Origin of the sequence: Microbacterium sp. MYb66, from assembly GCF_002979435.1 — a bacterium.
Lineage (GTDB): Bacteria > Actinomycetota > Actinomycetes > Actinomycetales > Microbacteriaceae > Microbacterium.
Genome location: NZ_PCOV01000002.1, coordinates 686,068 through 704,118 on the forward strand (window position 1 = coordinate 686,068; position 18,051 = coordinate 704,118).

Consider the following 18,051-nt stretch of genomic DNA (forward strand, 5'->3'; position numbering starts at 1 on the left):
CGGCGGGAGCGGGCCTCGGAGAACGAACCGTGAACTCTCTGGCCGGAATCGGGCAATACCTGATATGACCATCCACGACGAAGCGATCTTCCGCCCCTCCCTCGACCCGGCTTCCGTCTCCCTGCCCGCGACCATCCAGGTGGATCTCACCTGGCTGTGGGCCGACCTCGAGGCGAAGCCGGAGCAGACGGGGCACCCCCGTCAGGCGTCCGCCAGCACCGAACCGAGGATGCCGGCAGCCTCGGCGAAGCGGCCGGGCTCGGCGTTCGCGTAGTTGAGACGCACGTAGGGGCCGGAAGGCTCGGCGGGGAACCACTCGGACCCCGGCGAGATGATGAGACCGCGCACCTCGCAGTCGCGGACGGTCTGCACGACGTCCGTGCCCTCGGGCAGCCGCATCCACAGGTTCAGACCGCCCGCAGGAACACTCTCGATCCGTGCCGACGGCGCATGCTCGGCCAGACTCGACATCAGCAGATCGCGACGTGCGCGCAGGTGCTCGCGGAATCCGCGCAGGTGCGTGCGCCACGCCGGCTGGGTGACCACGTCGAGCGCGGCCGCCTGCAGCAGGCCGCTCACGTACATCGACTCGGCGGCACGATCCGCGAGAATCCGATCCCGCGCCGGCCCCCGCACGATCACCGCTGCCACGCGCAGGGCGGGAGAGGCGCTCTTCGTGAGTGAGCGCAGGTACACGACATGGCCGTCGTCGTCGGATGCGGCGATCGGCCGCGGTTCGGCATCGATTCCGAGGTCGTGTGCCCAGTCGTCCTCGATCAGGAACGCGCCATGGCGCCGCACGACCTCGAGGACGGCGTCGCCGGTGGCTGCCGACCACTGCGCACCGGTCGGGTTGGCGAACGTCGGCTGCGCGTAGAACGCCCGGGCGCCGGTCTGCGCGAAGGCACGCTCGACCTCTTCCGGGTCGGGACCGTGCGGTCCCGAGGGGACCGGTACCAGGACCACCCCCGCCTGCGCGGCGGCGAGCAGCGCGCCCCAGTACGTGGGCGATTCGACCAGCAGCGGCTGTCCGGGGCCCACGACCGCGCGGAAGATCGAGCTCAGTCCGCTCTGACTGCCCGAGATGATGAGGGCGTCCCGCGCCGACGGAGGCGTCAGGCGCGCCGGCGCGGAGGAGGCGAGCTCGCTCGCGAACCAGGCCTGCAGCTCGGGGCTCCCGGCCGCCGGTGAGCGGGTCAGCGCCGCTTCGGTGCGCGCGGCCCGCGCGATCGCCTGACGCACCAGTCGATCAGGGAGCAGCTCGACCGCGGGGTATCCCGAGTGGAGTCCGATCGCGTCGGGCGCCACCGTTCGCTGTGTCGACGACAGGCCGGCAAGGCCCCCGGGCGCCGCTCCCAGTGCGGCGGTCTGCCAGCCGTAGTCCACCGACCGAGTGGTGCGGACAGCCCGGACGAAGGTCCCCGCTCCCGGCCGCGACTCCACCAGGCCGAGCCGGACCAACTGCTGCATCGCCTTCTGCACGGTCACGGGGCTCGCCCCGTATTCCGCCATGAGCGCCCGGTTCGACGGCACGCGCGACCCCGGAGATGCCGAGGCGACCCATGCGCGGACACCGGCGACGATCCGCTCACTGCTATCCTGACTCATGAAAGAACAGAGTAGCGTTATCGCGCACGTGCGGCCACTGCTATCGACGCCCGCAGGGCTCTGGTGGGGACTTCTCGGCGTCACGGCCTTCTCCTTCACGCTCCCGTTCACGCGCATCGCGGTCGGCGGCCTCTCTCCGCTGTTCATCGGCTCGGGTCGCGCGGTCGTCGCCGCCCTCCTCGCCGGAATCGCTCTCGCCGCTACTCGTCAGCGACCGCCGACGGTGACGCAGTGGCGGCGGCTCGCCGTCGTGGCCGGCGGCGTCGTGGCCGGGTTCCCGCTGCTCACCTCGTTCGCGATGACGACGACGCCGGCGAGTCACGGTGCCGTCGTGATCGGTCTGCTGCCCGCCGCGACGGCCGTCGCCGTGGTGCTCCGTACCCGCGAGCGCCCGAACCGCTCCTTCTGGGTCTTCGCGGTCCTCGGCGCCGCCGCCGCCGTGGTGTTCGCCGCGCTGCAGAACGGCGGACTCGGCGCGCTGCACGGCGCCGACCTGCTGCTGTTCGGGGCGGTGCTCGCGGCCGCGATCGGCTATGCGGAGGGAGGTCTGCTCGCCCGCGAGCTCGGTTCCTGGCAGACCGTATCCTGGGCGCTGATCGTCGCCGCTCCACTGATGGCCGCGCTGACCGTGGTGTCCGCGCTCGAGCAGCCGCCGGCCGCGACGCCGGTGCAGTGGCTCGCGTTCGCCTACCTGGCGGCGGTGAGCATGTTCCTCGGCTTCTTCGCCTGGTACCGGGGGCTCGCGATCGGTCCGATGGCGCAGGTGAGCCAGATCCAACTCGTCCAGCCCGTCATGAGCATCGCCTGGGCGGCGCTCCTGCTTCGCGAGCCGATCGGCTGGGCCACTGCCGTCGGAGGTCTCGCCGTCGTCGCCTGCGCCGCGCTCGCGGTGCGCACCCGTCTGAAAGTCCGCCCCCCGAACCGACCGACCACCCGAGAAGAGGAATCCTGATGCGCCACACGCCCCGCTACCTGATGACCGACCCCGATGAGGTCAAGCGTCTCATCCGCGGCAACCCGTGGGCGACGTTCGTCTCCCCCGTGAGCGGTGGCCTGGTCGCCTCGCACTACCCGGCACTGCTGCTCGAGGACGAAGATGACATCGTGATCGCGAGCCACTTCGGGCGGCCGGATGAGCAGCTCCACGAACTCGGTCGACACGAGGTGCTCGTGATCATCCAGGGGCCGCACGACTACGTGTCGCCGAGCCTGTATGCGCCGGGCGACCTCGTGCCGACGTGGAACCACGTGACCGCGCACCTGTACGGCATCCCCGAGATCCTGGGCGAAGAGGAGAACTACGCCATGCTCACGCGGCTGACCGACCACTTCGAGAACGGACGGGAGCACGGACGCCATCTGTCGGAGGACGAGGCGGGCACACGGCGCGCCGCGAGGGGAACCGTCGGTCTGCGGATGCGCGTCGACCGGTTCGACGCGCGCGCCAAGCTCAGCCAGAACAAGTCGCCGGAGGTGCGCGAGAACATCGCCACGCGGTTCACGGAGACGAACAGCCCGCTCGCGGCGGAGATGCGGCGGGTCGACGGGGAACGGCCGTGATCGGAACCTAGATGCGGGCCCAGCAGTACAGACGGTGGCCGGATGCTCCGGCACGACGCGCGAGGGCGGCGAGGTCGCGCGCGAACGCCGCCAGATCGGCCGGATCCGCGCCCTCGAGCTCTTCGGTCTGCGACCACGGCTCTGCCACCTCGGCCAGTCGGGCATCGTCGGCGGCGGCGAGCGCGGACGTCAGAGCATCCGTCACCGTGATGACGATCCGGTCGTAGTCTTCGCTCATCGCGAGGTTGTGTCCGGCGCGCGGGTCTTCGGTCACCTCGTCGTAGGGGGTGCCGGTGAGCAGCGCCTCGAGCGTGCCCAGCTGCACGACGGGGTCGATGCCGCCGAGCGTTCCCGCGTCGAAACCGGAGCCCGCCTCGGTCGGCCCACCCTCCACGTCGAGGACCTTCACGGCCTCTTCGTCGTTCCCGGCGGAGAAGTAGTCGTAGATCACACTCATGCAGGACATCCTGCCAGTCCGCGCCGGCCACGGTCACACGCGCGCCGGCTGTGAGCAACCCGCATGTATCCGCGCCGGGGGCGTAGGGGAACCGTGAGGATCGCGGTGCAGTGCCCCGCGCGGGAGTTGTATCGGATCCGTGCTCGACATCATCTACATCGCGCTGACTCTCGCGCTGTTCCTCCTCGTCTCCCTGGTGGCCAAGGGGGTGGAGCGGCTTTGATCGTCTTCGAGATCCTCGCCGCCGCCCTCGCGGTCGCCGCCGTCGTCTACCTCGTGGTCGCGCTCGTCGCACCGGAGAGGTTCTGATGGACGCGACAGTCTGGTTCGGCATCCTGCAGGTCACGGCCGTCGTGGTCGTGCTCGTGCTCCTCTACCGCCCCCTCGGCGACTACATCGCCCATGTCTTCATGTCGGCCCGCGACCTGCGGGTCGAGCGCGGCATCTACCGGCTGATCGGCGTCGACTCCTCGTCCGAGCAGACCTGGCGCGCCTACGCCCGCAGCGTGCTCGCGTTCTCCGTCGTCGGCGTGCTCCTCGTCTACGGTCTGCAGCGACTCCAGGCCTTCCTGCCGCAGTCGCTCGGGCTCCCGGCCGTGCCGGAGGGACTGTCCTTCAACACCGCCGCCTCTTTCGTGGCCAACACCAACTGGCAGTCGTATTCACCTGAGCAGACCATGGGCTACACCGTGCAGCTCGCCGGCCTCACGGTGCAGAACTTCGTCTCGGCGGCGGTCGGCCTCACGATCGCGATCGCCCTGATCCGCGGACTCGCCCGTCGCGGCTCGACCACGATCGGCAACTTCTGGGTGGATCTGATCCGCGGTCTCGGCCGCATCCTCCTCCCGATCGCGCTGATCGGTGCGGTCGCCCTGCTCGCCGGCGGCGTCATCCAGAACTTCGCGGGCTTCACCGACGTCACCACGGTCACCGGCGGCGCCCAGACCATTCCGGGCGGCCCCGTCGCGTCTCAGGAGGCGATCAAGCTCCTCGGCACGAACGGGGGCGGCTTCTTCAACGCCAACTCCGCGCATCCGTTCGAGAACCCGACCGGCTTCACGAACCTGCTGCAGGTGTTGCTGATCCTCGTGATCCCGTTCGCGCTCCCCCGCACGTTCGGCCGCATGGTGGGCGACCACCGCCAGGGCTACGCGATCGCCGCCGTCATGGGCACGATCTTCCTCGTCTCGACCTTCGCGCTCTCGGCGCTCGAACTGGCCGGCCGCGGCACAGCCCCCGAGCTCGCCGGAGCCGCGATGGAGGGCAAGGAGGTGCGCTTCGGCATCCTGGGCTCGACGCTGTTCGGCAGTGCCAGCACCCTCACCTCGACCGGTGCGGTCAACTCGATGCACGACTCGTACACGGCGCTCGGCGGCATGATGCCGATGCTGAACATGATGCTCGGCGAGGTCGCCCCCGGCGGCGTCGGCTCGGGCCTGTACGGCATGCTCGTGCTCGCGATCATCGCGGTGTTCGTCGGCGGGCTGCTCGTCGGACGCACCCCGGAGTATCTCGGCAAGCGGATCGGCCCGCGGGAGATCAAGCTCGCGAGCCTGTACATCCTCGTGGTGCCCGCGCTCGTGCTCGGCGGCACGGCCATGAGCTTCGCGATCCCGGGGATCCGGGATGACGTGGAGTCCACCAGCATCCTGAACCCCGGCGTGCACGGCATGAGCGAGGTGCTCTACGCCTTCACCTCGGCCGCGAACAACAACGGCTCCGCCTTCGCCGGGCTCACCGCGAACACCCCGTGGTTCAACACCGCGCTCGGTGTCGCGATGCTGCTCGGCCGGTTCCTGCCGATCGTGCTCGTGCTCGCCCTGGCCGGTTCGTTCGCCGCGCAGGAGCGGATCCCCGCCACCTCCGGCACCCTGCCCACCCACCGGCCGCAGTTCGTCGGCCTGCTCCTCGCCGTGACGGTCATCGTCACCGCACTCACCTACTTCCCCGTGCTCGCACTCGGACCCCTCGCTGAAGGACTCGTCTGACCATGACCCTCATCACCACCCCCTCCGAATCCCCCTCCGAAAGACAGGATGCTCCGGCATCCGCTCCCGCGCAGCCGCCGCGCTCCTTCGGCTGGGCGCAGCTCGTCGAGGCCCTCCCCGGGGCCCTGCGCAAGCTCAACCCGGCAGCTCTCGTCCGCAACCCGGTGATGCTCCTGGTCTGGGTCGGCGCCGTGTTCACCACCGTGCTCGCGATCGCCGAGCCGTTCCTGGGCGGCCCTGCCGACTCCGGCGGAACACCGGTGCCCGCACCTTTCACCTGGGGCATCGCGATCTGGTTGTGGCTGACCGTGCTGTTCGCGAACGTCGCCGAATCGGTCGCCGAAGGCCGCGGCAAGGCCCAGGCCGCGAGCCTGCGCAAGACCCGCACCAGCACGATGGCCCGCCGCGTGGTCGGCTACGACAAGACGACGGATGCCGCCGCCGAGCAGGCCGCGACCGCCGAGGTCTCGTCGGCCGAGCTGCAGCGCGACGACGTCGTGATAGTGACCGCGGGTGAGCTGATCCCCGGGGACGGCGACATCATCGCGGGGATCGCGACGGTCGACGAGTCGGCCATCACCGGCGAGAGCGCGCCCGTGATCCGCGAGTCGGGAGGCGACCGCAGCGCCGTCACGGGCGGCACCCGTGTGCTGTCCGACCGGATCGTGGTGCGCATCACGTCGAAGCCGGGCGAGACCTTCGTCGACCGCATGATCGCGCTCGTCGAGGGCGCCAGCCGCCAGCGCACCCCCAACGAGATCGCGCTGAACATCCTGCTCGCGAGCCTGTCGATCATCTTCGTGGTCGTGGTGCTGGCCCTGAACCCGATCGCGTCCTACGCCGCGTCGCCCGTCAGCATCCCGGTGCTCATCGCCCTGCTGGTCTGCCTGATCCCGACCACCATCGGCGCGCTGCTCTCCGCCATCGGCATCGCCGGCATGGACCGTCTCGTGCAGCGCAACGTGCTCGCGATGTCGGGGCGTGCCGTCGAGGCCGCGGGCGACGTCACCACGCTGCTGCTCGACAAGACCGGCACCATCACCCACGGCAACCGCCGTGCGCACGAGGTGCTGCCCCTTCCGGATGTCAACGGGGAGGAGCTGCTGCACGTCGCGGCGCTGTCCTCGCTCGCCGACCCCACGCCCGAGGGCGCCTCGATCGTCGAGCTGGCCGCAGCGCACGGCATCCGGGTGACCGCGCCGACCGACGCCGTGGTCGTGCCGTTCACGGCGCAGACGCGCATGTCGGGACTCGATCTGGCCGACGGTACGCAGATCCGCAAGGGCGCAGGCTCGGCGGTGCGGGCCTGGCTCGGGCTCGACAGCGACGACGGCGAGCTCACGAGCCGCACGGATGCCGTGGCCTCCAGCGGCGGAACCCCGCTCGTGGTGGCGGTGACGACGCCCGGTGCCGCGGGCCGCATCCTCGGGGTCGTGCACCTCAAGGACATCGTGAAGGACGGCCTGCGCGAGCGCTTCGAGGAGCTGCGGGCCATGGGCATCCGCACCGTCATGATCACGGGCGACAACCCGCTCACGGCGAAGGCGATCGCCGCTGAGGCCGGGGTCGACGACTTCCTGGCCGAGGCGACGCCCGAGGACAAGCTCGAGCTCATCCGCCGCGAGCAGGAGGGCGGGCGCCTGGTGGCGATGACCGGCGACGGCACGAACGATGCTCCGGCCCTCGCCCAGGCGGACGTCGGCGTCGCGATGAACACCGGCACCTCGGCCGCCAAGGAGGCCGGCAACATGGTCGACCTCGACTCCGACCCGACCAAGCTGATCGACATCGTGCGCATCGGCAAGCAACTTCTCATCACCCGCGGCGCGCTCACCACGTTCTCGCTCGCGAACGACGTGGCGAAGTACTTCGCGATCATCCCGGCGATGTTCATGGGGGTCTTCCCCGGGCTCGCCGCGCTGAACATCATGCAGCTGCACTCGCCGGCATCCGCCGTGACCAGCGCGATCATCTTCAACGCGATCGTGATCGTGTTCCTGATCCCGCTGGCCCTCCGCGGAGTGAAGTACCGCCCGGCGAGCGCTTCGCAGATCCTGCAGCGCAACCTGCTCATCTACGGTCTCGGCGGCGTGATCGCCCCGTTCCTCGGCATCAAGATCATCGACCTCGTCGTCAGCCTCATCCCGGGTTTCTGACCCGGCTCGGAAACGGAATCCAGACATGTCCTCCTCCCGCACCACCCTCCGCACGGCCGGAGTCGCCGTTCGCGCGATGCTCGTCCTCACCCTCGTGCTCGGCGTCGGCTACACCCTCCTCGTCACCGGCATCGGCCAGCTGCTGCTCCCCTGGCAGGCGAACGGCTCGCCGCTTCCCGACGACAGGGGCAGCTCGCTGATCGGCCAGTCCTTCACGGATGCCGACGGCGAAGCCCTGTCCGAGTACTTCCAGTCCCGCCCCTCCGCAGCGGGCGACGGGTACGACGGCGCGGGCTCCAGCGGCAGCAACCTCGGCCCTGAGAACCCCGACCTGATCGCAGCCATCGCCGAGCGCAAGGCCGCGATCGCGGAGCGCGAGGGCGTCGACCCGTCGCAGGTGCCGGCCGATGCGGTCACGGCGTCCGGCTCGGGCCTCGACCCGCACATCAGCGTGGCGTACGCGCTGCTGCAGGTGCCGCGCGTGGCCGAGGCGCGCGGGCTGTCGGAACAGGAGGTGCGCGACCTCGTGGAGTCTAGGATTCAAGGGCGGGATCTGGGATTCCTCGGGGCGGAGCGCATCAACGTCGCCGAACTCAACCTCGCGCTCGATGATCGGGAGGGCGAATGACCGCAGCGCCGATCCGTCGACCTCAGGGCCACTCGCGCCGAGGTCGTCTCCGCGTGCTGCTCGGGGCGGCGCCGGGCGTCGGCAAGACCTACGAGATGCTCGCCGAAGGGCGGCGCCTGCTCGACGAGGGCCACGACGTCGTGATCGCGATCGTCGAGACGCATGAGCGCGCCGCGACCCTCGCCCAGACCGTCGGCCTCCCCGAGGTGCCGCGTCGGGTCGATCTCCACCGAGGGGTGCCCCTGTCCGAGCTCGATGTCGACGGCGTTCTGGAGCGGGCGCCGGAGATCGCGCTCGTCGACGAGCTGGCGCACACCAACGCCCCGGGCTCGCGCAACGCGAAGCGCTGGCAGGACGTCGACGAGCTGCTCGACGCGGGCATCGACGTGATCACGACCGTCAACGTGCAGCACGTCGAGTCATTGAACGCCGTGGTCGAGAAGATCACCGGCATCGCGCAGCAGGAGACGATCCCGGATGCCGTGGTGCGCGCCGCCGACGAGATCGAGGTCGTCGACCTCGCCCCGCAGTCGCTGCGTGATCGGCTGTCCGCCGGGCTCGTCTACCCGGCCGAGCGGATCGATGCCGCCCTGTCGAACTACTTCCGCCTCGGCAACCTCACCGCCCTGCGCGAACTCGCCCTGCTCTGGCTCGCGGACGAGGTCGACAGCGCCCTGCGCAGCTACCGCGCCGAGCAGGGCATCGAGGGCACCTGGCAGGCGCGAGAGCGCGTGGTCGTGGCGCTGACCGGTGGCCCCGAGGGCGAGACACTGCTGCGCCGCGGCGCCCGGATCGCCGCACGCTCGGCCGGCGGCGAGCTGCTCGCCGTGCACATCTCCGCCCAGGACGGCCTTCGCGACGAGACGCCGGGAGCCCTCGCCGCACAGCGCACGCTCGTGGAATCGCTCGGCGGCTCGTATCACCAGGTCGTCGGCGACGACATCCCGGCCACCCTGGTCGAGTTCGCGCAGGGAGCCGATGCCACGCAGCTCGTCATCGGCGTCAGCCGGCGCAGTCGTCTCGCGGCCGCACTCACCGGACCCGGCATCGGCTCGGAGGTGATCCGGCGCTCCGGTGACATCGACGTGCACATCGTCACCCACGCGGCGGCGGGCGGACGGATGGTGCTGCCGCGGATGACCGGCGGGGCACTGGGCTGGCGTCGGCAGGTGCTCGGCTTCGCGGTCGCGCTGGTCTTCGGCCCGCTGCTGTCGTGGGTCATGTTCACCTACCGCAGCCCCGAGTCGATCACGGCCGAGGTGCTGGCCTACCAGCTGCTCGTGGTCGTGGTCGCCCTCATCGGCGGCATCCGACCGGCGGTGTTCGCGGCCGTGCTCTCCGGGATCACGCTCGACTTCCTCTTCGTCGCACCACTGTTCACGATCACGATCGCGCATCCGCTGCACGTGCTCGCCCTCGGGCTCTACGTCGTCATCGCGATCCTGGTCAGCCTGATCGTCGACCAGGCGGCCCGGCGCGCCCGGATCGCCCAGCGCGCCGCCGCCGAGGCCGAACTCCTCGCCGCGGTGGCCGGCAACGTGCTGCGCGGTGACAACGCCGTGCTGGCGCTGGTCAGCCGCACCCGGGAGGCGTTCGGGCTGAGCGGAGTGCGCGTGCTCGCCCCGGACGGCGAGGTGCTCGCGAGCGACGGCGAGCCCGTGGCCGACGGCCGCGCCACGACGATCCCCGTCGGCGTCGGACCCGGTGGTGGCCCCCGCGCCGTCCTGGAGCTGAACGGCGAGCCTCTCGCTGGGCCCGAGCGTCGTCTGCTGGATGCGATCGTCGCGCAGCTCGCCGCCGCGATCGAGCACACCGACCTGCGTGCCACCGCGAGCGAGGCGGAAGCCCTGGCCGAGACCGATCAGGTGCGCAGCGCCCTGCTGTCGGCCGTCAGCCACGACCTCCGACGCCCGCTCGCCTCCGCGGTCGCGGCCATCGGCGGCCTCCGCGGTGCGCACGGGCTGTCGGCATCCGACCGCGAAGAACTGCTCGCCACCGCGGACGAGAGCCTCGCGACGCTGTCGACGCTGGTCACCGATCTGCTGGATGTGAGCCGCGTGCAGGCGGGCGTGCTCGCCGTCTCCGCCTCCCGGATGGATGCCGCCGGCACCGTGCTCGCCGCCGTCGACGAGCTGGGCCTCGGGCCCTCTGACGTGGAGCTCGCACTCGACCCCGACCTGCCGCCGCTGCATGCGGACCCGGTGCTGCTGCTGCGGGTGCTGGTGAACGTGCTCGCGAACGCCCACCGTCACGCCCCCGACGGCAGCCGGGTCATCGTCTCCACGAGCGCGCTCGGCGACCGCGCCGAGATCCGCATCATCGACCGTGGCGAAGGCGTCTCCCCCGAACGGCGCGACCGCATCTTCCAGCCGTTCCAGCGCTTCGGCGACACCGACAACACGACAGGGCTCGGGCTCGGGCTCGCCCTGTCGCGCGGGTTCACCGAGGGCATGGGCGGTACCCTGACACCCGAGGACACCCCCGGTGGCGGCCTCACCATGGTCATCTCCCTGCCGCTGGCCGCAGGACTTGCCGACACGGAGGGCACGGAGTGAAGCTCCTCATCGCCGACGACGACCCGCAGATGGTGCGGGCGCTGCGGATCACTCTCGCCGCGCACGGGTACGAGGTGGTGGTGGCCTCCGACGGCGCCGCCGCGATCGCCGCTGCCGCCCAGACCCACCCCGACCTCATCATGCTCGACCTCGGCATGCCCCGGCTCGACGGCATCGAGGTGATCCAGGCGCTGCGCGGATGGACGAACGTGCCGATCATCGTGGTGTCCGGTCGCACCGGCTCGGCCGACAAGGTCGAGGCGCTCGATGCCGGCGCCGACGACTTCGTCACCAAGCCGTTCCAGGTCGACGAGCTGCTGGCCCGGCTGCGGGCGCTCTCCCGCCGGTCGGCCCCGGCGAACGGCGAGTCCGCGGTGGCCTTCGGAGATGTGGTGGTCGACCTCTCGACCAAGACCGTGACGCGCGGTGGGACGCGCGTGCACCTGACGCCGACCGAGTGGCGGATGCTGGAGCACCTGTCCCGACATCCGGGAGCCCTCGTCACCCGCCAGGATCTGCTGAAGGAGATCTGGGGCAGCGAGCAGGTCTCCGACTCGGGCTACCTGCGTCTGTACATGTCGCAGCTGCGTAAGAAGCTCGAGCAGGAGCCGGGCACCCCGGCGCACCTGCTCACCGAAGCGGGGATGGGCTATCGGCTCGTGCTCTGACCCGCTCGTGCACGGCGGCGCAGCACCGCGACGACCCCCGCCGCGACGAGCAGCACGGCGACGATGATCGCGGTGATCGCGGTCGGAGTGCTCTCGGGCTCGCCGGTGAGCCGGCCGACCGCGAGCCAGGCCAGACCCCACGCCGTCGCGAGGGCGGGGGCGATGCGCCCGGTCGCCCAGGCGGCGGCCGCCCCGATCACGAGGACGACGACGAGTACGGCGACGGCCCAGGCATCCGCGGCCTGCGCCCAGCTCTCCGGCGCGATCTGCGTCAGCCACGCGGCGGTGTTCGCGACCGTGGCGATCGTGACCCAGCCGAAGTGCAGACCGTTCGCTCCGTCGGTCAGGATGCGGTCGGCCAGGTTGCGCGCCGGGAAGCGTCCCAACACCACGATCACCCGCGCCAGCACCGCCAGCAGCAGCGCGATCACGATCACCGTGAGCCACAGCGTCAGATACCGCGCGGTCACCAGCCACAGACCGTTCAGCACCATCGAGGCCGCGATCCATCCGCCCACCGCCTGCTGCCGGGCATCCTGACGTTGCGCGGGGAGCGCCTGCCAGACCGTGTAGGCGATCAGCCCGATGTAGATCAGCGACCAGATCGAGAACGCAGGGCCGGCGGGGGCGAGGTACGAGCCCTGCGCCGAGAGCGCGCCGTCCTGCAGGTCGTCGACGGATGCTCCGCCGAACGCTCCTGCGCCGACGGCGGCCGCGATCAGCATGAACGATGCCGCGGCGATGATCAGGCTCTGACGTCCGATGCCCCTCGTGCGTGATTCCATGCTCCGCACGCTACGGGGGCGACCACCGCTCCGCATCGGCCTTGACACCCGTGAGCAGATTCGCTAACCAGGTGAGACAAATTGCGCCCAGAAGCTCAGGCGCGTGAGAACGCCGCGTCGATCAGGACCTCCGCGGCGCCGCGGGCCTGCACGGCCGCAGCGGGGTCGTTCGAGATCGCGGCCGTGCTCTGCGCACCCTCGGCGAGGATCGACAGCTGTGCGGCGAGGGCGGTCGGCGCACCGGTCTGCGCGACGAGTTCTGCCATGTACGCCTGGAACGACGCCTTGTGCGCGCGGACGATCGCGGCGACCTCGGGGTTGGTGCCACCGAGTTCCCCGAATGCGTTGATGAACGCGCAGCCGCGGAAGTCATCCGCGCAGAACCAGTTCTCGAGGTATCCGTACACGGCGAGAAGCCGGGCGCGCGGGTCGCCACCGGCCTCCGCCACCGCCCCGGACAGGCCGGCCTCCCACTCGGCGTGCTTGCGCGCGAGCACCGCGGCGACGATGTCGGTCTTGGCCGGGAACAGGGAGTAGAGCCGACGCAGCGAGACACCGGCCGCCTGGCGCAGCTCGTCCATGCCGACGGCCGCGTACCCCTTGCGGTAGTAGAGCTCTTCGGCGGCGGTGAGGATGCGCTCGCGGGCCTCGTCTTCGGTCATATCCGGAAGTCTACTTGACACGAGAACGAACGTTCTCTAGATTGAACACATCGAGCGAGAACGATCGTTCTCACCGGAACCGAAAGGATCAGGATCATGGGTTACATCACCGTCGGGAACGAGAACAGCACCCCGATCGAGCTCTACTACGAAGACCAGGGAGCGGGGCAGCCCGTCGTCCTGATCCACGGCTATCCTCTCGACGGCCACAGCTGGGAGCGCCAGACCCGCGAGCTCCTCGCCCAGGGCTACCGCGTCATCACCTACGACCGCCGGGGTTTCGGCCAGTCCTCGAAGGTGAACACCGGGTACGACTACGACACCTTCGCCGCCGACCTGAACACGGTGCTCGAGACCCTCGATCTGCGCGACGTCGTCCTGGTCGGATTCTCGATGGGCACCGGAGAGCTCGCCCGCTACGTCGCGAAGTACGGTCATGACCGCGTCGCGAAGCTCGCCTTCCTCGCCTCGCTCGAGCCCTTCCTGGTGCAGCGCGACGACAACCCGGAGGGCGTGCCGCAGGAGGTCTTCGACGGCATCGAGTCCGCCGCGAAGGGCGACCGCTTCGCGTGGTTCACCGACTTCTACGAGAACTTCTACAACCTCGACGAGAACCTCGGCTCGCGCATCAGCCAGCAGGCCGTGACGGGCAGCTGGAACGTCGCGATCGGCAGCGCGCCCGTGGCCGCCTACGCGGTCGTGTCGTCCTGGATCGAGGACTTCCGTGGTGACGTCGAAGCCGTCCGCGCCGCCGCGAAGCCCACCCTGATCCTGCACGGCACGAAGGACAACATCCTGCCGATCGACGCGACCGCCCGCCGCTTCCACCAGGCGGTGCCGGATGCCGACTACGTCGAGGTCGAAGGCGCCCCGCACGGTCTGCTCTGGACGCATGCCGACGAGGTCAACGCCGCGCTGAAGGACTTCCTCGCGAAGTAACTCCGCACGGCGACATCCGCTGCGAGCATCCGCCGCCCGCCGAGCGGACATGCGAGAACCCAGACCGGAGCGCCGCCTGCCGGCGTGTCGACACCCGACGCACCGGCCGGCGCGCGGATGGTCTGGGTTCTCGCGCGGAATCGGCGACCGTCAGCCGCGCATGGCCACGCCGCGGCGCCAGTAGCCCATGAAGGCGACCTGTCCGCGGTCGATGCCGAGGTCCTTGACCAGGTGGCGACGCAGGGTGGTGACCACGCCGCTCTCTCCCGCGATCCAGAAGTAGCGCTCGGCCGGAGCATCCGCGCTGTCGATCGCCTCACCGAGACCGGAGTAGTCCGGCGTCTCCCAGAGCAGATCCTCGCCGTCGATGTCCTTCACGCGGATCTCCTCCGCGGCGTCGGCGTCGCCCAGGTATCCGAGCACCGCCGGGATCAGGCGCAGGCCGTGCGGGTCGCCGGCATCGCGCGGCAGCCAGTGCACCTCGACGCCGGAGGGCACGTCGATGCGCAGCACGTCGGCGGGCGACGGCACCTCGATGAACGCGACGCCCCGCAGGTCTCGGGGCGCGTCTTCCAGGATGCGGGCGATCGCCGGAGCGGCCGTCTCGTCGCCGGCCAGCACGACCGATGCGGCGGTGCCCGGAGCGAACTCCGCCCCGCCGTGCGCGTCGACGTCCACGCCGCGGCGCGGACCGACCAGGTAGAGCTCCTGCCCCACCGCGGCCCGGCTCGCCCACAGCGACGCGGGCCCGGTCAGCCCCGGCTCGAGGTGCAGCACGAAGTCGACGTCCACCTCGGTCGCCCCGGCGTCATCGACGCGGAGGTCGCGCACCGAGTAGGTGCGCATGGATCCGCGCTCCTCCTCCGGCACGGCGAGGAAGGACTGCCACCAGTCGTCCGATGCCCGGTCGAGGTCGGGGAGGATGCCCGATGCCGGCGGGAAGACCAGCTTGATCCGACTGTCGAACACCTCGCCGGGGGTGCCGAACTCGCCCAGCTCGTCGCCGCCGAAGGTCACCCGCACGAACGAAGGCGAGACACGCTCGACGGCCCGCACCTCGGCGCGGGTGAGGATGTAGGTCGGACGCTCGGTCGTGGTCGTCTCAGCGGACATGGTGCCTCCCGATGGGTGTGACCATCGGCTTGCCGGAGACCGGGTCGATGGTGATCTGATTGGCGAGGCCGAAGACCTCTTCCACGAGCTCGGCGGTCACCACGTCCTGGGGGGCGCCGGTCGCGTGCACGCGGCCGTCCTTCATGGCGACCAGCTCGTCGGCGTAGCGGGCCGCGAGGTTGAGGTCGTGCAGCACCATGACGATCGTGGTGCCGCGCGAGACGCTCAGGTCGGTGAGCAGGTCGAGCACCTCGACCTGATGAGCGACGTCGAGGAAGGTCGTGGGTTCGTCCAGCAGCAGGATGTCGGTCTCCTGCGCGAGCGCCATGGCGATCCACACGCGCTGGCGCTGGCCGCCGGAGAGCTCGTCGACGCTGCGGTCGGCGAGGTCGGTGATGCCGGTCGCGTCGAGAGCATCCGCCACCACCTCGTAGTCGTGCGTGCTCCAGCGCGCGAGCATCTTCTGGTGCGGATGCCGGCCCCGGCCCACCAGGTCGGCCACCGCGATGCCCTCCGGCGCCACGGGCGACTGCGGCAGCAGTCCGAGGATGCGCGCGACCTCCTTCGTGGGACGCGCGTGCACGGACTTGCCGTCGAGCACGATCTGGCCCTCGGTCGGCGAGAGGAGGCGGGCGAGCGAGCGCAGCAGCGTCGACTTGCCGCATCCGTTCGCCCCGACGATCGTGGTGATCCGGCCCGGCGCGATGGCGAGGTCGAGTCCGTCGATGATCGTGCGGTCCCCGTAGGCGAGTGTCACCCCTTCGGCGGACAGGCTGTGCGAGACGGTCATAGCGAACCCCCGGAGCGGTTGGTGCGGATGAGCAGATAGATCAGGTACGGAGCGCCGACCACGCCGGTGATGACGCCGACGGGGTAGCGGGTGCCGAAGGCGAACTGGCCGATCAGGTCGCCGCCGAGCACGAGCACGGCCCCGACGAACGCCGAAGGCAGGAGCAGGTTGGCCCCCGGACCCGTGATGCGGGCGGCGATGGGTCCGGCCATGAACGCGACGAACGCGATGGGGCCGGTGGCCGCGGTCGCGAACGCCAGCAGAGCGACCGCGCCGAGGATGAGCAGCAGGCGGGTGGCATTCACCCGCACCCCGAGGCCGGCTGCCGAGTCGTCGCCGAGCTGGAGGGCGCCGAGCGCGCGGCCCTGCGACAGCATCAGCGGGACGATGATCGCCGCGGCGATCGCCATCGGCAGCACCCGCTCCCACGACGCGTTGTTGAGGCTTCCGGTCAGCCACTGCATCGCGGTCTGGATGTCCCAGTTGGCGGCGCGGGACAGCATGTACGAGATGACGCTCTGCAGCATCGCGGCGACGCCGATGCCGATCAGGATCAGGCGCGTGCCGGCGAAGCCGCCCTTGATCGAGAGCAGGTAGATCACGAAGGCCGTGACGATCGCGCCGCCGAGCGCGAGCACTGACACCACCGGACCGTTGAGCGACAGCACGACGATCCCGAACACCGCGGCGGCACCGGCGCCGTTCGAGATCCCGATGATGTCGGGCGAGGCGAGCGGGTTGCGCAGCATCGTCTGGAAGCAGACGCCCGCCATCCCGAACCCGAAGCCGGTGAGGATCGCCAGGATCGCGCGCGGCAGTCGGAGGTCGCCCACGGTGAAGGAGGCTCCGGGCACGGTCTCGCCGAGGATCACGCGGACGACCTCGTCGAGCGGGTAGAAGGTGTTGCCCACCATGAGGGCGACCGCGAAGAGCACGACGACGAGGGCGCCGAGGACGATCGTCGCGACCGCATGTCGACGATGGCGGGAGCGGCGCCCGGCGACGACGCGGGCGATGCGCGCGGATGCCGGCTCGTCGACCCGGTCGAGGGTGTGCTCGGTGTGCTCGGTCGTGCTCACAGCTCACGCACCTTCTGACGGCGGACGATCCAGATGAAGAACGGGGCGCCGATGACGGCGGTGATGATGCCGACCTGGATCTCCTCCGAAGACGGAGCGATCACGCGGCCGATGATGTCGCTCGCGGTCAGCAGCGCCGCGCCGGCGATGGCCGAGAACGGCAGCAGCCAGCGGTGATCAGTGCCCACGAGCATCCGGCACACGTGCGGGATGATCAGGCCGACGAAGCCGATGGGGCCGGCGATCGCGGTCGCGGCGCCGGCGAGGATCACCGCTCCGAGCGCCGAGAGCATCCGGGTGCGCAGCACGTGCTCGCCGAGCCCCTTCGCCATGTCGTCGCCGAGCGCCAGGGAGTTCATGCCGCGTGCGCTGAGGAAGCAGATGAGGGCGCCGAGCGCGAGCACCGGAGCGGTGAGCGCGATCCGCGGCCATTCCGCACCGCCCACGCCGCCGATCTGCCACGACTGGAACGTCTGCAGCAGGTCGACGCGCGGCAGCATCACCGCGCTGATCAGCGAGGCGAAGGCGGCCGAGGTGGCGGCGCCGGCGAGGGCGAGCTTGAGCGGCGTCGCGCCCCCGCGCCCGAGCGAGCCGACGGTGTAGACGAAGACGGCCGCGAGGCCGGCGCCGGCGATCGCGAAGGCCATCTGCCCGTAGGGGCTGTTCAGGCCGAAGAAGGCGATGCCGCACACGACCGCGAGCGAGGCGCCGTTCGAGACGCCGAGGATGCCGGGGTCGGCGATGGGGTTGCGGGTCACCGCCTGCATGGTCGCGCCGGACAGCGCGAGCGCGGCGCCGACGAGGAGGGCGAGGACCGTGCGGGGGATGCGCTTGACGATCGCGGCCTGGGCGATCGTGTCGGTGTGGCCGCTGAGGGCCGCCACGATGTCGTCGAACGAGACGGCGCGCACGCCGAACGAGATCGACAGGACGCTGAGGACGAGGAGCACCACGACCCCGACGAGCAGCCAGAGGGTGCGCACCAGCACCGGGCGCCGCAGGTCTGCGGCGCCCGGTGCGATGACGATTGCTGAGGTCACTGTGTGGTCACTCCGCGGATGCG

17 protein-coding genes are annotated in these 18,051 nt (G+C 70.7%); 9 read left to right on the top strand and 8 right to left on the bottom strand.

From position 1 onward, the window contains the following. Nucleotides 1–201: 201 nt before the first annotated feature. Nucleotides 202–1,608: a PLP-dependent aminotransferase family protein gene (locus CQ045_RS07085; RefSeq protein WP_105722040.1), complete on the bottom strand. Its 1,407-nt coding sequence runs from the start codon at nucleotides 1,606–1,608 to the stop codon at nucleotides 202–204. On the opposite strand from CQ045_RS07085, the gene CQ045_RS07090 reads away from it, so the two are divergent. Together CQ045_RS07090 and CQ045_RS07095 are read left to right on the top strand one after the other, a co-directional pair. Then, complete coding sequence (locus CQ045_RS07090) at nucleotides 1,607–2,560, top strand: DMT family transporter (protein WP_105722042.1); 954 nt, start codon at nucleotides 1,607–1,609, stop codon at nucleotides 2,558–2,560. The genes CQ045_RS07085 and CQ045_RS07090 overlap by 2 nt on opposite strands. After that, on the top strand, nucleotides 2,560–3,168 hold the full coding sequence (locus CQ045_RS07095) for an FMN-binding negative transcriptional regulator (RefSeq protein ID WP_105722044.1): 609 nt from the start codon (nucleotides 2,560–2,562) through the stop codon (nucleotides 3,166–3,168). Before CQ045_RS07090 ends, CQ045_RS07095 begins: the two co-directional genes overlap by 1 nt. Before the next feature lie 7 nt (nucleotides 3,169–3,175). Here the strand turns inward: CQ045_RS07095 and CQ045_RS07100 are convergent, their stop codons facing one another. Continuing rightward, nucleotides 3,176–3,625 carry a hypothetical protein gene (locus CQ045_RS07100; RefSeq protein ID WP_105722046.1) on the bottom strand — a complete coding sequence of 150 codons (450 nt, stop codon included), beginning with the start codon at nucleotides 3,623–3,625 and terminating at the stop codon, nucleotides 3,176–3,178. 219 nt (nucleotides 3,626–3,844) lie between these two features. Between CQ045_RS07100 and CQ045_RS07105 the strand changes: the two genes are divergently transcribed. From CQ045_RS07105 to CQ045_RS07130, 6 genes are read left to right on the top strand one after another with little or no spacing between them, the layout of a single operon-like run. Further along, the gene (locus tag CQ045_RS07105) at nucleotides 3,845–3,934 is read left to right on the top strand and encodes a potassium-transporting ATPase subunit F (RefSeq protein WP_017201862.1); all 90 of its coding nucleotides are present in this window, start codon (nucleotides 3,845–3,847) and stop codon (nucleotides 3,932–3,934) included. After that, a complete protein-coding gene (kdpA, locus tag CQ045_RS07110; protein WP_105722048.1) occupies nucleotides 3,934–5,613 on the top strand; it encodes a potassium-transporting ATPase subunit KdpA in 1,680 nt (559 codons plus the stop codon). Before CQ045_RS07105 ends, kdpA begins: the two co-directional genes overlap by 1 nt. 2 nt (nucleotides 5,614–5,615) lie before the next feature. Then, entirely contained in the window at nucleotides 5,616–7,769 is a 2,154-nt protein-coding gene (kdpB, locus tag CQ045_RS07115; RefSeq protein ID WP_105722050.1) for a potassium-transporting ATPase subunit KdpB, read from the top strand. Nucleotides 7,770–7,794: 25 nt separating this feature from the next. Next, nucleotides 7,795–8,397, top strand: coding sequence for a potassium-transporting ATPase subunit KdpC (gene kdpC / locus CQ045_RS07120; RefSeq protein ID WP_105722052.1), 603 nt, complete (start codon nucleotides 7,795–7,797; stop codon nucleotides 8,395–8,397). After that, complete coding sequence (locus CQ045_RS07125; protein WP_105722054.1) at nucleotides 8,394–10,952, top strand: ATP-binding protein; 2,559 nt, start codon at nucleotides 8,394–8,396, stop codon at nucleotides 10,950–10,952. Before kdpC ends, CQ045_RS07125 begins: the two co-directional genes overlap by 4 nt. Further along, nucleotides 10,949–11,620 carry a response regulator gene (locus tag CQ045_RS07130; protein WP_105722056.1) on the top strand — a complete coding sequence of 224 codons (672 nt, stop codon included), beginning with the start codon at nucleotides 10,949–10,951 and terminating at the stop codon, nucleotides 11,618–11,620. The genes CQ045_RS07125 and CQ045_RS07130 overlap by 4 nt, the downstream gene beginning before the upstream one ends. Here CQ045_RS07130 and CQ045_RS07135 read toward each other — a convergent pair. Further along, on the bottom strand, nucleotides 11,602–12,405 hold the full coding sequence (locus CQ045_RS07135) for a tryptophan-rich sensory protein (protein WP_105722058.1): 804 nt from the start codon (nucleotides 12,403–12,405) through the stop codon (nucleotides 11,602–11,604). The genes CQ045_RS07130 and CQ045_RS07135 overlap by 19 nt on opposite strands. 95 nt (nucleotides 12,406–12,500) lie before the next feature. Next, on the bottom strand, nucleotides 12,501–13,067 hold the full coding sequence (locus CQ045_RS07140) for a TetR/AcrR family transcriptional regulator (protein ID WP_105722060.1): 567 nt from the start codon (nucleotides 13,065–13,067) through the stop codon (nucleotides 12,501–12,503). A gap of 96 nt (nucleotides 13,068–13,163) precedes the next feature. Here CQ045_RS07140 and CQ045_RS07145 point away from each other — a divergent pair, with 96 nt between their 5' ends. Further along, the gene (locus tag CQ045_RS07145) at nucleotides 13,164–14,006 is read left to right on the top strand and encodes an alpha/beta fold hydrolase (RefSeq protein ID WP_105722062.1); all 843 of its coding nucleotides are present in this window, start codon (nucleotides 13,164–13,166) and stop codon (nucleotides 14,004–14,006) included. A 150-nt stretch (nucleotides 14,007–14,156) separates the two neighbouring features. On the opposite strand, the gene CQ045_RS07150 is transcribed toward CQ045_RS07145, so the two are convergent. The 4 genes from CQ045_RS07150 to CQ045_RS07165 are packed head-to-tail and all read right to left on the bottom strand — an operon-like array spanning nucleotide 14,157 to nucleotide 18,028. Next, nucleotides 14,157–15,119 (bottom strand): siderophore-interacting protein, encoded by a 963-nt coding sequence (locus tag CQ045_RS07150; protein WP_105722064.1) that lies wholly within the window; start codon nucleotides 15,117–15,119, stop codon nucleotides 14,157–14,159. Next, nucleotides 15,109–15,909, bottom strand: a complete 801-nt coding sequence (locus CQ045_RS07155) for an ABC transporter ATP-binding protein (RefSeq protein WP_105722066.1) — start codon at nucleotides 15,907–15,909, stop codon at nucleotides 15,109–15,111. The genes CQ045_RS07150 and CQ045_RS07155 overlap by 11 nt, the downstream gene beginning before the upstream one ends. Then, nucleotides 15,906–16,988, bottom strand: coding sequence for an iron chelate uptake ABC transporter family permease subunit (locus CQ045_RS07160; RefSeq protein ID WP_105722068.1), 1,083 nt, complete (start codon nucleotides 16,986–16,988; stop codon nucleotides 15,906–15,908). The genes CQ045_RS07155 and CQ045_RS07160 overlap by 4 nt, the downstream gene beginning before the upstream one ends. Beyond that, a complete protein-coding gene (locus CQ045_RS07165) occupies nucleotides 16,985–18,028 on the bottom strand; it encodes an iron ABC transporter permease (RefSeq protein ID WP_105722070.1) in 1,044 nt (347 codons plus the stop codon). Before CQ045_RS07165 ends, CQ045_RS07160 begins: the two co-directional genes overlap by 4 nt. Nucleotides 18,029–18,051: the final 23 nt, after the last annotated feature.

Bases quoted from the DNA above. Each gene is read 5' to 3' on its own strand.
- CQ045_RS07090 (WP_105722042.1), top strand. From the start codon at position 1,607: ATGAAAGAACAGAGTAGCGTTATCGCGCACGTGCGGCCACTGCTATCG.
- CQ045_RS07085 (WP_105722040.1), bottom strand. From the start codon at position 1,608: ATGAGTCAGGATAGCAGTGAGCGGATCGTCGCCGGTGTCCGCGCATGG.
- CQ045_RS07095 (WP_105722044.1), top strand. From the start codon at position 2,560: ATGCGCCACACGCCCCGCTACCTGATGACCGACCCCGATGAGGTCAAG.
- CQ045_RS07100 (WP_105722046.1), bottom strand. From the start codon at position 3,625: ATGAGTGTGATCTACGACTACTTCTCCGCCGGGAACGACGAAGAGGCC.
- kdpA (WP_105722048.1), top strand. From the start codon at position 3,934: ATGGACGCGACAGTCTGGTTCGGCATCCTGCAGGTCACGGCCGTCGTG.
- kdpB (WP_105722050.1), top strand. From the start codon at position 5,616: ATGACCCTCATCACCACCCCCTCCGAATCCCCCTCCGAAAGACAGGAT.
- kdpC (WP_105722052.1), top strand. From the start codon at position 7,795: ATGTCCTCCTCCCGCACCACCCTCCGCACGGCCGGAGTCGCCGTTCGC.
- CQ045_RS07125 (WP_105722054.1), top strand. From the start codon at position 8,394: ATGACCGCAGCGCCGATCCGTCGACCTCAGGGCCACTCGCGCCGAGGT.
- CQ045_RS07135 (WP_105722058.1), bottom strand. From the start codon at position 12,405: ATGGAATCACGCACGAGGGGCATCGGACGTCAGAGCCTGATCATCGCC.
- CQ045_RS07140 (WP_105722060.1), bottom strand. From the start codon at position 13,067: ATGACCGAAGACGAGGCCCGCGAGCGCATCCTCACCGCCGCCGAAGAG.
- CQ045_RS07145 (WP_105722062.1), top strand. From the start codon at position 13,164: ATGGGTTACATCACCGTCGGGAACGAGAACAGCACCCCGATCGAGCTC.
- CQ045_RS07150 (WP_105722064.1), bottom strand. From the start codon at position 15,119: ATGTCCGCTGAGACGACCACGACCGAGCGTCCGACCTACATCCTCACC.
- CQ045_RS07155 (WP_105722066.1), bottom strand. From the start codon at position 15,909: ATGACCGTCTCGCACAGCCTGTCCGCCGAAGGGGTGACACTCGCCTAC.